The following is a 12,869-nucleotide window of genomic DNA, read 5'->3' on the forward strand; positions in this document are numbered from 1 at the left end:
CGACGGGCAGACGGCCGACCGCGTAGCCCCAGAGAACGAAGCCCAGCGCGGAGGGCAGCAGGCCCAGATACACGGCGGCGGCCCATCCCCCAGAGGAGGCGCCAACGAGTTCCGACCAGCCGAAGGGCACGAAAGGCAGCGACTTCTGCCGGGATGCGATTGCGGGCACCACTTGAGCACGTCTGTTGCTCGCCGCCGCGACCTCACCAGGAACACCGGTCCACGCGGTCATCACGTCGGACGTTCCTTCCATTGCTCAGTGCGGCGGCAGGTGAGATCCATCCAGGCCTGTCCCCAGAAACGGGTCCGTAGTGCTGAAGCCGCATGAAGGAACGCGAAGCAATTCAAGTCCTGATCCTTCTCCTCATCGTGTCGCCGAAAACCTGGATCCCAGTTCAGTCACCGTCAAATACGACAACGACCTTATCGGCGGCGCCGGGTGTGAGGGCAAGCTCGTACGCGTGATCTGCCTCTTCCCATGGCACCCTGTGGCTGATCAGCAGGGCGAACCGTTCCCAGTACGCGGCCAACTCCGGCGTAACCTCGAAAATCTCGGTGGGGTAGCCCATCGAGGCGATGTACGTGAGCTCCGACATGAGCATTCCAGCGGTGTCGATGAGATCGGGCTTCTTGTGGAATGCGGCCATCACGAGGCGCGCCTTCCATTTCGCGGCCGCGATGGTGGTGTCGATCACCGCTCCGACTCCGGCCGCGTCCATGTAGATATCAGTCGCGGGTCTCGGCATGCCGAGCGCGTTGGCTGACTCGCCGTGGAGTTCAGTCAGGCGGGCGGCAACATCTTCCCTGCTCGAGTTGATGACGGCGTCGGCGCCGACGGCGAGCGCGCGCTCGAGTCGCTCGGGAAGCACATCAGCGACGACGACGTGTTCGACGCCGCGGAGCTTTAGCCAGATCGTGGCGCCGAGTCCGATTGGGCCTGCACCGAAAACGATGACCTTCTCTCCCGGTTGCGGGTTGGCGCGGTTAACGAAGTGGCGGGCGACGGCTATTGGCTCGTTGAGCGCGGCGACGTCGAAGGGGAGCGAATCGGGGATGACGGCCACGCTGTGTCCTGCGACGGCGTTTTCGATGAGGAGATAGTCGCGCATTGCGCCGAGCGCGCCGCCGTTGCCGATGACTCCGGACGGGGCCGCCATGGGATTGATCACCACACGATCGCCGACGGCGAGATCGTGAATCGCTTCGCCAACTTCGACTATCTCTCCAGCGGGTTCGTGGCCGAGTGGTGTCGGCGCGATGGCACCGTCAGCGCCCTGCACGCCGCCCATTGCGATGTAGCTGACGTCAGAGCCGCAGATGCCGCATGCGCGAATCCTGACGACGATGTCGTGGGCTCCGGCGACCGGGCGGTCAATGTCGATGGCGCGGATCGCCCCGGGTTCTGCGGTCTCGATTGATCTCATGTGTTCTTTTTCCCTTCGGATGCCTGACTGCGGTGTAACTGGTTAGCTCCCCTGTATGGAGGTGAGCGTCTGAGCGCGATGCGGCGCTCGTTCGATGCGTACCGGTCAGCGGATCGAGGCTTTTCCGCCATCGACGAAGATCGTCTGGCCGGTGACGTACGTGGAGTCATCGCCGAGGAGGAAAGCGATCAGTGCACCAACGTCGGTGCGAGTATCGCCGATCCGTCGCAAAGGCACGGCCTGCATGGCCCTGTCGAAGTCGTCGGGATTGGCCTGCTTCCACGCCATCGCGCCGTCCGAGTTGGCGAAGGGACAGATCGAGTTCACCCGGATTTGGTCGACTCCCCATTCCAGGGCGGCGACCTTGGACATTCCGCGGATCGCCTCTTTTGCACCGCCGTAGGTGCCGAAAAAGGGCTCGCCTGCTGCTCCGGCAGCCGAGCCGAGATTCACGATCGAGCCACCGCCGTTGTGCTTCAAATACGGGTATACGGCCTTCATCAGGGCGAAGGTCGCGCGGGGTCCTGTATCGAATACGCGGTCATAGTCGCCATCCGTGAGGTCTGTGAACGGTGTCGGCCCATTGCCGGCGATAGCATTGTTGACTAAGCCGTGCACGGTGCCGAATGCGGCGACGGCCGCCTGGACGACGGTGACGGCATTGGCGGGCTCACTGATGTCATTGACGTGGCTGACCACCTCATAGCCCACATCTGAGAGCTCGGCGGCCGCTCTCTTCACCGTGTCTTCGTTGATGTCCACAAGTACAACCGATGCTCCGCGCTCGGCGAGTGCGGCTGCCGCGCCCTTTCCGATACCTTGGCCGGCTCCGGTCACGATGACTGATTTCCCGGCAAGGGAGCCGGGGTGCGAGTAGGTGCTCACGATGTCCTCCTTGAGATCGATATCCATAGCTTACGCGCGTCAGTAGTAGTGTACAACCGCAGTCGCCGTACCGGTCCGCGTCGACCTGCGCACCGCGCATCGGCGCAGGCTTTTGTGACGACGGCGGGGATCGGCCGCCTGGATTGTTCTCTATCGGTCGGTCATGTCTGGCTCGGTGCGCTCCACCTTGAGGCGCAGACCTTTTCGATCCCGTTCAGGCGGATGCGCGTTCGAGAACCGTCACGGTTGTCTCTCGACCTATCGTCCCTGCGGTAGTTGTCTCGAAGCCGAGCGCAGTCAGGAGGCCCGCCACGGAGAGTTCCACGATCAGGTGCGGATCGAATCCGACGCTTGTCAGCGGTGGGTCTGAGACGAATCCGACGGGGTTGGCGTCGGTACCGATAACAGCCATGTCCTCGGGGCAACGCAGCCCAGCCTGACGCAGCCCGTGGAGAGCGACCATCGCCACATCATCGTTGTAGGCGCAGATCGCGGTCACGCCCTCCGCGCGCCAGGCGCGAATGAGAGTTGACGCGTTGCTTCCGTCGGTGGAGAGCGTCCCCACGAGGGGCACGGGCAGCCCCTGCCGGTCGCAGGCTTCACGCACAGCCTGCAGCCGCAGCTCATTAAGCGGGTCCAGATCGCTCACATCCGAGGACGCGAACGCGAGCTGTCGATGTCCGCGCGCGATCAGATGTGATACCTGCGCTTCGCCAACGGCCTGGTTCAGACCCTCGATGCCCTGGACTCCTTGGCCGGCGAACTGCAGCAGTTTCACGCCCGCCGCCGCCACGACCGCAGTGGCCCGCTCACTCAATGGGAGAGCACTGGTCACGGCGACCGGATGGAGGTTTTCCAGTGCGTCGACAATGCCCTGAGGGTCCTCTGTATCGAATTGGACCGACATGATGATGCCCCGCTGGGCGAGCGCGGCACTGAGCTCACTGGCGATGCGGACGGCGAGTTCGCCGAGAGCGACGTTCGGGATGACGTAGAGCACGACGCCGCTGACGCCGTGTGCCAGGTTACGGGCTGCGAGGTTTGGTCGGTAGCCCAATTGCGAAGCCGCTCGGTGCACGGCGTCGCGGGTTGCCTTCGAGATGGTCTGGTTCTGGACGTTGTTCAGCACGTAGCTGACTGTTGCGGCCGAGACGTTCGCAAGCCGGGCAACGTCCTCGCGGGTCGGACGCGCCGCCCGCGTAGCTTGCCCTCGCGATTCGGAACCCATGGTCACCAGTGTCCCATCTCCGTGAACTCTCGATCGGACCTCGTTCTTGGACGTGCCGGTGTTGCGCTATCACGCGGGCGCGGCTGAGGTCGCGTCCGGGTGACGCAGGCGCAGACCTGCTGCCATGTAGATCGAGTCGATGACCCGCTGTGTGGCGACCGCGTTCTCGGGGGTGGTCGGGAATGGGGTGTGGTGCTGCACGGCGTCGCGGAAGGCCTCGAGTTGAAAGTCATAAGAGGCCTTCTTCGTGTATCGCTCGCGTCGACGCCCGGTATCGGAGATCACGCTCACTCGATGGGCGCCCTGTGGATTGAACGGGTTGAACACGGTGATTCGTCCATGCGTGCCGACCAGCGTGGCGTGGAGCGAGAACGGCGCTCGGATGGACGCGCGGATCTCACCGTGGATTCCAGACGGGAAGCGGAGTTCGGCACGGGTGTCCCAGTCAACCTCGCCACGTGAGCGGCTGGTGGCGGAGACGACCACGGGGTCCTCCCCCGTGAGGGCTCGCAGCAATCCGATCGGATAGATGCCGACATCCATTAGAGCTCCGCCACCAAGCTCGTACACCCACTGGAAACGTCCCTTTCGAGGCAATGGAATGCAAAAACGGGCAGACACATGCGTGAGCGGGCCGATCTCACCCCGGCGGATGATTTCTGCGACCCCGGTCATCAGCGGGTGGTAGCGCGAGTGGAACGCTTCCATGACGACAATGTCCGTGGTCGCCGCGGCGGAGGCGATCCGCTGAGCTTCAACGGCATTCGAGGCGAAAGGCTTCTCGACCAACACGTGTTTGCCGGCATCGAGTGCCCGCAAAGTCCAGGCGCCGTGCAGCGCGGTGGGCAACGGAACATAGACAGCATCGATATCCGGTCGGTCAAGCAGCGCCTGGTAGTCGGATTCAACATTCTCGATCTGGTTCGCTCGCGCGAATGCCTTCGCTCGTGCGCTATCACGCGCCGCGACAGCCACTACCTCGACCCCTGAAATCCTCCGGGAAGGCTTGATGACGGCGGCGACTGCGATCCCGGCGGCGCCGAGCACACCGAGCCGGAGCGGGATCATCGGACCGATTTGATCGGCAGCACCGTGATCCCACCCGCGATGGCGAGGATGATGGCGGCGGCGAAGACTGGCGCGAAGCCGATTCCGATTCCGATGATCGCCGACGTCAGCGCGGGTGCGAGCACTCCCCCGCCGGTGTTTGCCATGTTGAGGATGCCCGAGTCCTTGCCGCGCTGTTCGGCACTGGGAAGCACCTCGGTGATCAGCGCCGCATCGACGGAGAAATAGATCCCGAATCCGATGCCGGCGACGCCGAAGTAGAAGAGCATCGATGCCGGCACCGGAACAAGGAACGGGATGAGGATCGCGGCACCGAAGAGTAGCGACGAGATGAACACCGGTAGCTTGCGGCGACCGATCCGGTCGGAGATCGGTCCGGCGATCGCGGCTCCACCGATCGAGGCGACGAAGTTGATTGCCGAGCCGATGCTGATGATCGTTCCCGCCGTCGTCTGGTCGGCGTGGATGTAATCGGTGAGGATGTACAACTGGTATGTGCCGACCATGTTGGATCCGAGGGTGATGAGCAGTCTTCCAAACAGTGCCCAGTAGAAGTCCGGGGCCTTGCGCGGGAAGGCGAAGGACGAGAGGACACCTCGGACTCCGGTGGAGCGGCGGGGCACACCCACGTTCGAGAAGTCGGGAGCGATCAGCACGAACATGATCGGCAGAATCACGACGAGCGGCGCAAAGACCCGCATCCCGGCGCTCGGGTCTCCGATGAACTGCGCCGCAAGGACCGTGCCGATGGATGCGCTGGCGAGTACTCCGACCCCGTAGGCCGATGAGATGCCACCACGCTTGGCTGCGGGAACGCGGTCCGGGATGATCGCGGTCAACGGCATCACGTTCAATGACGCCGAAAAAAGGCACCACCACAACAAGAGCAGGGGTATGGTCCCCGCCGTGGAGAGCAGAAGCATAAAGATCCCCGCCAGGATCGCACCCGTGACGATCCACGGCGTGCGGGAGCCGAAGCGGGTGCGGGTCAGATCCGATATGGCACCGAAGATGATGCCCGACAGCATCGAGGACAGCGCACCGAGCGCCGTGATCAGGCCTAGCACGACGATCTTCTGGTCGGGGTCGATGAGAGCGATCTTCGCCGGCAGCAGGATGGAAGAGGTTCCGATTGTCGGCACCGCCCACGCGGCGGTGCTGAGCAGGATGCCGAAGCCGAGTCGGCGCATGCTGGTGCGGGATCGCACTCCGACGGAGGATTGCGGTGCCGGGAGCAGATCGGGTGCGGCGGATGGGTCGATGGACATCTTTATCCTTCTGAGTTTTCGGTGTGGGATGCCGGGGCGAGCGCCGGCGGCAGCGTTGGGGAATCGTCCGCGAAGGTGACTTCGGTTTGCGCGAGGAACGTCTGTCGCCTCTCGAACGCGACGGGTGGCCCCGTCACCTCGAATGTGACGTGGGACGGAAGACCGACGGACGATCCGCCCGCCCTGGCCGTCTTCTCTCCGGGTTCGACGACGAGGTCACCATCGAACCCGACGTAGACGAGCTGGCTCATCGCGACGGAAAACCGAACAGTGGCGCTCTGCTGTACGTCCAGGTCAATGCGGGCGAACCCGATTAGCTCCTGCGCGGGCCGTGTCACACCACGGGCGGTCTGCTCGAGGTATAGCTGGACGATCTCGGTTCCGGTGCGGTGACCGGTGTTGGTCACGTCGATGCTGAACTCGGCAACACCGTCGGTAGTCACTGCGTCCGACAGCAGCCGCAGTTCCGAGTAAGCGAAACTCGTGTAGCTGAGCCCATCACCGAATGCGTAAAGCGGTGTTGCGGGCATGTCCAGGTACCCCTTGTGCAGGTCCTCCGGGGTTCTGCGATATCCGCTGCCCCGGTGCTGGCCTGAGTGGATGGGAATCTGGCCCGAGTGCCGTGGAATGCTGTAGGGCAGCTTCCCACCGGGATTGATCACGCCGAACAGCGCCTCGGCCAGTGCGCGACCGTGCTGAGGACCGCCATAGAAACCGACGAGCACGGCATCGAGCAAGTCGATGACGTGCGACAAGCCGAGCGGACGGCCCATCGAGAAGACCCCGATCATGGGCTTGCCGAGTCGGGCGAGCGCATCGATCAGTTCAACCTGAGGAGCTGGCAGGTCGATATCGGCGGTGTCGCTTCCCTCACCTTCGGTCACGGCCCCTCCGAACCAGCCACCGCGACCGCCGAGCGCGACGACGATGACATCAGCGTCAGCCGCGGCCGCGACGGCCGCGTCGATGTCGGTCGGCTCGGCGGCGACGACCCCTGTCCCGCGCGCGACCGTCACCTCGCTTCGTGGCGCGATGTGACGGATCGCGTCGGCGAGCGACGAAGCACTGTACCGGTCCGTGACGTACTCATCGAGGTCAACCGAGAGAACCTCGGCGACCTCAGCGGCCAAGGCCGCCACCGCCTCGCCGAGATCCTTGTCTACTCCCCCGGCGGTGAAGTCCACGCCGGCCATGTTCCCGACGGTTTCGCTGTCGCTCGGCGTCGCCGCGCTCATTCCGCGCATCAGCTCCACGGCGGCCGGGTAGGTATAGCCGGGGAAACCGACGAGCACGCCCTCCGCATGCGGGCCAATGACCGCGACTCTCCCCTGTCGGGCCAAGGGCAGGATGGCGCCGTCGTTCTTGAGGAGGGTGACCGACTCCCGTGCCAGTCGGGCGGATAGCTCGGCCCCCTCGGAGGCGAGCTCGGTCAACACGATAGGGTCGTCGTCGACATACGGCCGCTCGAACAAACCGAGCGCGAACTTGTCGCGCAGCACCCGCAGAACGGAGCGATCCAGATCGTTCTCTCGGAGAGCACCCCTCTCGACAGCCTCCGCGAGGGCGGTGCCGTACCCGACGACGCTCGGCAGTTCGATGTCAAGTCCGGCCGCCAAGGCGAGTAGGCCTGCGTCTGCGGCGCTGTCCGCAACGCCCTGGCGATTGTGCAGGAAGGCGACAGTGCTGTAGTCCGAGACGACTGTCCCCTGGAATCCCAGCCGATCGCGGAGCAGATCGGTGAGGATCTCGTGCGAGATCGCGACGGGCACGCCGTCGATGTCTGAATACGAGTTCATCACCGACGCCAGTCCCGCCTCGCGGATCGCCGCCTCGAACGGTCGCGCATACACCTCATACAGCTCGCGAGCGCCGACCGCCGTCGTCGCCATGTTCTGGCCGGCGTCTGTCATCGCATATCCCAGAAAGTGCTTCGCCGTCGCCAAGACACGCTCACCGAGACGGGGTCCCTGGATGCCTCTGGTGAAGGCTAAAGTCATCGCCGTGACCAGATACGGATCTTCACCGTAGGTCTCGTGTACCCGACCCCACCGTGCATCTCGCGCGACGTCGCTCACCGGAGCCAGTGCCTGCAGTAGTCCTACCCCGCGCATCTGTCGTCCAATCACGGCAGCCATCTCCTCGATCGCGTCCGGGTCCCAGGTTGCGGCCAGCCCAATCGGAGTCGGGAACACGGTGAATCCGGGTGCAACCACTCCGTTGAGGGCCTCGTTGTGGAAGATGGCCGGGATACCCAAGCGCGACTGGGTGACGAGATGATGCTGCACGGCGTTGACCGACGCCGCGATCTTCGCAGGACTACGGTTGCCTACCATGCCGATGCCGGAGACATGACCGATGCCGTTCGCGAGGTCCCGTCGCAGACCAGAGAGCAGCCCGCCGTCTACGTCGAGCACCGACAGTGGCATGACAGCGGACAACTGCATGGCCTTCTCTGTCACCGTCATCTCGCGCAGCAGCTCAGCGGCGCGCTGCTGCGGTTCGAGGCTGGAGGGGGGTCTCTGGGACATCTTCGTCGGTCTCTCTACTAACGCGGGTAAGTGTGATGCATGATCGTCGGACGGTTTCGTTGACCGACCGCCGGGGGAAGGATCAGAGCAGGGACTGGATGAAGCGGTCGATCTCGGCCATGACCTCGCCGTCCTCGATCGTGGCCCCACCGAAGCCCAAGTGGGGACGTCCCTCGAAGATGTGGCATTCCACCGGCACGCCCGCGTTCCGCAGGGCCCGATGCAGGCGAACCGTGTTCGACAGGTACAGGTCACGGGTTCCGGATTGTAGGAACGTCCGGGGGAACCCGGGGCCGAAGTCCGCGAACAGGGGCGATAGATAGGGATCGCGAAGGTCCGCTCCCGCAGCGTAGAGCTCGTTGACCGGCCCGAGACTGTCGAGCGAGTCGATGCCCGAGAGCGTGGCGAAGGTATCTCCTGACTCGGTCAAGTCGACTTCCGGGCTTGAAAGAACGAGAGCGACCGGCATCGGGGTTCCCTCGTCGCGGGCGCGAAGTGTGAGCGCTGCCGCGAGGTTGCCGCCAGCCGAGGAGCCGCTCACGATGATGTTCTCGGCCCCGTGTTCGTCGACGAGCGCGCGGTAGACCGTGAGACATTCCTCCAACGCCACAGGGTACGGGTGCCGCGGCGGCATACGGTAGTCGGGGCTGATGACGATAAGCCGCCGCATATCGGCTGTTGCGCCGGCCACGGCGCGCGCGATGCCACCGCCGCCCTGATACAGCCCTCCGCCGTGCAGTTCGAGGCACACAGTGCCACTGCCACCTGCGCGGATCTCCTGCGGTGTAGCGACGTAGGCGGACACGCCGTCGACCGTCGTGTCGACGATGTTTGACCGGACATGCTCGGTGATGTGTCCGATCAGTTGTTCCACCTCGGCGTCCAGCTCCGCGATGAGCCTCTCCCAGGCACCCGGATCATCGATAGGTGGGAACACGGGAGGCGTGGTCCGCATGGAAAGCGCCTCCTGCGCCTGCGGGCTGAGCGAGGACGGTGCGGGTATCTCCCGCGCTGAGATGCGCAGCGGCTCAGTCATCCTCGCCTCCGCCGTAGCGCAGGCCGTGCCCGAGGGGGAAGACCGGATGGACGGTGTCCGAGGGAGCGTCGGGATTGGCAGCCTCGATCGCGGCCATCGATCGAGGAAGCTCGAACGGCAGCCGACCCTTGGGCTCGTCGATGCCGAACAGAACATCGAGCAGGGCGGCGTCGCTTGCGCCGTAGTCCGCGATGATCGCCGCGACCGCGTCGACCAGCGGCGCCAGCAGGGCCGGGCGCTCCAAGTTGATGTCGATGACCGTGGGCACGATCCGGCTGATATCGAGCAGGTGCTCGCGTTCCTCCGGAGTGAACTCGAGCGAGCCGGCGTGAAAGAACTGAGCGGGCATCCCCGATCGCGGTTCGAACGGCGTCTTCACCCGTAGAAGGGCAACATCCGCTTCGTGGGGCTCCGCCGTCACCACCGCGTAGGGCAGGACTTCGTCGGGATCGATCCCTTCGATATACACCGTGATCCCCCGCGTCAGCGGCAACACCGGCCCAGTCGCGGTCGAGGCGTTCGTGAGCAGCGTGAGCGAATCCCGCTGCGCCTGCAAACCCGCCTCTCGGAACTCCGGGCTGCCGATCACCCGATCCGCACGGTCCTCGTCGACGCGGCGACCCTCGAAGAGCCCGAGCACGAACTTCTCGCGCAGCAGCCGGCGAACGGACTGGTCCACTCGTGCCTCGTCGACGACGTGGCGACGCACGAGATCGAGAAGCATCTCGGTGCTAGACTCGCCGCCGAACTGATCGGCCCCCGCGTCGAGGACCTTCACCATCCGCTCGGAGGGGCTGAGGTGCTCGACGCCCCACGCTCGCGCCGCGACCTGCTCGCCCAGGATCGTGGAGTCGTTGATAATGCTCCAGTCTGTACACACGATCCCGTCAAAACCGAACCTCTCGCGCAGCAGTCCGGTGATCACCGACTTGTTGAAGCCGAATCCCACCTCCTCGTACTCCGTGCCGATCGGCATCCCGTAATACGGCATGATCTGCGAGGTTCCTGCGTCGATCGCCGCCGCGAAGGGCTCCAAGTGATGTTCGAACATGCCGCCGGGATACACCTGCTCGCGACCCCACGGGAAGTGCGGATCCTCGCCATCCTTCTGCGCCCCGCCCCCGGGGAAGTGCTTCGTCATCGTCGATACCGACTCGGGACCGAGAACCGTCCCCTGGAATCCGCGGATATACGCCGCTGCGAGACGGCCGGTCAACTCTGCGCTTTCGCCGAAGGTGCCGCTGATCCGCGCCCAGCGTGCGTCGGTCGCCAAGTCGATCTGGGGGTGCAGCGCCAGCCGTATGCCGGCCGCCAGATACTCCTGCCTGGCGATGTCCGCGAATCGCTCGACGGTCGCCGCCGAGCCGATCGCACCGAACCCGATCGGCTCCGGCCATTGCGAAAATGGACCAGCGGCCGCCGCAGCAGCCGGGTTATCGGTGAACGCATTCCGCGGATCCGTGGAGATGGTGACGGGGATCCCGAGCGGCGTGTGCTCCGCGATCGCCTGCAAGGCGTTGTGCCACTGAGCGAACTGTCGTCCCGTCGTCGCCGCGCCAGTGATGACGTTGAAGTGGGTAATGCGCCCATCCTGAATCAGCGAGGACTGGGAAGGCAGGCCCAAGACCTCCAAGACCTGGTCCGGATCGCCAAGCATCGCGATCGGCTGGAACATCAGCCCGACCTTGTCCTCGAGCGTCATGCGCGCTAGCAGATCCTCGACGCGCTGATCGACCGAGAACGCCGGATCCTGATAGGGGAACAAGTGGTGTGTCGACGTCGACATGAATCTCCTTATCAAGTAGTCATCCCAGCGATCTCACGCGTCAGGCGACATCTTCTGGCTCGCGCGCCTCTGCCGCGATAGCTACCAAGAACTAGAACTTACGCGCATAAGTTCAATATCTCAAGTCCGACACACTGCGATCAGAATGCGAGCCAGTGCGACCGCAACGCCATGGTTGTGTCGGCTGCGGGCATCGTCAAACCCCGGGCGCGACCCAGCCGGGTAATCCGGGCCCACCCACGTCAATCCGAACGACCCGCTTCGAAAACAGCTGCGGCACGGACACGATCCGCCCGCGCCGCCGCTGCTCATCGCAAATCCAGGGGCCTACGTCCACCGCGCCGAGCAAGACTCTTCCTTCACGTCTCGGCACGCCGGACTTACTGGAAAAACTCGCACGCTGCTGTCCTCCGTCCTTCCCGATCACGCACGGGCATGCTGATGAGTGCCTTCTCGCGGAAGACCGCAGGTGCGTGGTTATCGCCGTCAAAGATCGCAGGGTGGTATTCGCTGCAATCCCGTCCACATTTTCATCATGGTGGGCACGTCGGCATCGTTCAGCGAGGACGGTCGAATGCCGTCAGGGCCTGGCTTGTGCGCCGATGACGGCGAGCAGTTGCAGTTTCTCGTGGTTGTCGCTCCCGGGTTCGGCGGTGTAGACGAGCAAGCGATGGGACTGGTCGGGATCGAGAAGTGTCTGACAGTTCAGTTCCAGCATCCCGACCTCGGGATGGCTGAAGCGTTTGACCTCAGTGGGGCGCACCCCGACCTCATGTGCATCCCAGAGGCCGCGGAACTCCTCGCTGTGCGCGCGGAGAGCGTCGGCGAGCCGTTCCGCGCGTGACCCTGGACCACGCACTGTGGCGACTTCTCGCAGTCCGGCGGCATACACCCGTGAGAGCAGCACGCGATCCTGGGTCGGATACGCGTCCCTGGTCGTGGGATCCGTGAACCAGCGGTAGCCGAGGCTGCGCTCGAGACCGGTGAACCGAGTGGCATCACCGGTGAGCGCGATCCCCATTGGGGGTCTGTCGGAGGGTCTCGCCGAGTTCGTTGACGATCTCCGCAAGAGTGTCGTCGAGGCGGTCGAGGATGCGTAGCATGCCAGGGCTGATGTGATCGCTGTTCGTCCCTCGCGCGGGCGGGTTATGGCCCGACAGCCGGAACACGTGATCCCGCTCGTCCAGCGAGAGATGCAGACCTTGAGCGATCGAGGCGATCATCTGCTCCGATGGCTGGGGGCCGGTCCCACGCTCCAACCGGGCGTAGTAATCGGTCGACATGTGGCACAGTGCCGCGACTTCCTCCCGCCGCAGCCCGTTCGTCCGGCGCCTCGGCCCGCGCGGCAATCCCACGTCCTCGGGTTGGAGCAGTTCCCGCCGGTGTCGGAGGAAGGTTGCCAAGCCGGGCCGATCGATCATCGTGATCCTTCCTCCCCATTCATGCCGTCTGTGCGCTTCCTTTCTATCGTCGGGTCGGCACGATAGCCACGCCCCGCTGATCCACCCCTCGGCGAGCGAGCATGCCGAGCGCTCAGGCCGCCATGGTCACAGACGGCACTGATTCGCGATCAGTGGATATGCCGGCCCTGAATCCGCCACGGCCGAGGGCGCAGTGTGGTTCTCACCCGCCGACCTGTGGCGGCA

8 protein-coding genes and 2 pseudogenes are annotated in these 12,869 nt (G+C 64.6%); all 10 read right to left on the bottom strand.

All coding sequences use genetic code 11. The features are described 5' to 3' along the window. Positions 1 to 232: pseudogene (locus VGC18_RS11780) on the bottom strand (hypothetical protein); the annotation flags it as partial. 163 nt (positions 233 to 395) lie between these two features. Next, on the bottom strand, positions 396 to 1,424 hold the full coding sequence (locus VGC18_RS11785; protein ID WP_331097574.1) for a zinc-dependent alcohol dehydrogenase: 1,029 nt from the start codon (positions 1,422 to 1,424) through the stop codon (positions 396 to 398). 105 nt (positions 1,425 to 1,529) lie between these two features. Next, the gene (locus tag VGC18_RS11790) at positions 1,530 to 2,309 is read right to left on the bottom strand and encodes an SDR family NAD(P)-dependent oxidoreductase (protein WP_331097576.1); all 780 of its coding nucleotides are present in this window, start codon (positions 2,307 to 2,309) and stop codon (positions 1,530 to 1,532) included. Positions 2,310 to 2,523: 214 nt separating this feature from the next. Next, positions 2,524 to 3,537, bottom strand: coding sequence for a LacI family DNA-binding transcriptional regulator (locus tag VGC18_RS11795; protein ID WP_331097578.1), 1,014 nt, complete (start codon positions 3,535 to 3,537; stop codon positions 2,524 to 2,526). 69 nt (positions 3,538 to 3,606) lie between these two features. Further along, complete coding sequence (locus tag VGC18_RS11800) at positions 3,607 to 4,605, bottom strand: Gfo/Idh/MocA family oxidoreductase (RefSeq protein WP_331097580.1); 999 nt, start codon at positions 4,603 to 4,605, stop codon at positions 3,607 to 3,609. Further along, the gene (locus VGC18_RS11805) at positions 4,602 to 5,873 is read right to left on the bottom strand and encodes an MFS transporter (protein WP_331097582.1); all 1,272 of its coding nucleotides are present in this window, start codon (positions 5,871 to 5,873) and stop codon (positions 4,602 to 4,604) included. Before VGC18_RS11805 ends, VGC18_RS11800 begins: the two co-directional genes overlap by 4 nt. A 2-nt stretch (positions 5,874 to 5,875) precedes the next feature. Further along, positions 5,876 to 8,401 (bottom strand): beta-glucosidase family protein, encoded by a 2,526-nt coding sequence (locus VGC18_RS11810; protein WP_331097584.1) that lies wholly within the window; start codon positions 8,399 to 8,401, stop codon positions 5,876 to 5,878. Between the two features lie 82 nt (positions 8,402 to 8,483). Then, the gene (locus VGC18_RS11815) at positions 8,484 to 9,437 is read right to left on the bottom strand and encodes an alpha/beta hydrolase (RefSeq protein WP_331097586.1); all 954 of its coding nucleotides are present in this window, start codon (positions 9,435 to 9,437) and stop codon (positions 8,484 to 8,486) included. Next, positions 9,430 to 11,223 carry a glycoside hydrolase family 3 protein gene (locus VGC18_RS11820; protein WP_331097588.1) on the bottom strand — a complete coding sequence of 598 codons (1,794 nt, stop codon included), beginning with the start codon at positions 11,221 to 11,223 and terminating at the stop codon, positions 9,430 to 9,432. The genes VGC18_RS11815 and VGC18_RS11820 overlap by 8 nt, the downstream gene beginning before the upstream one ends. A gap of 580 nt (positions 11,224 to 11,803) precedes the next feature. Then, positions 11,804 to 12,644 (bottom strand): annotated as a pseudogene (locus VGC18_RS11825) (helix-turn-helix transcriptional regulator). Positions 12,645 to 12,869 lie beyond the last annotated feature (225 nt).

Origin of the sequence: Lacisediminihabitans sp. (assembly GCF_036404185.1) — a bacterium.
Lineage (GTDB): Bacteria > Actinomycetota > Actinomycetes > Actinomycetales > Microbacteriaceae > Lacisediminihabitans.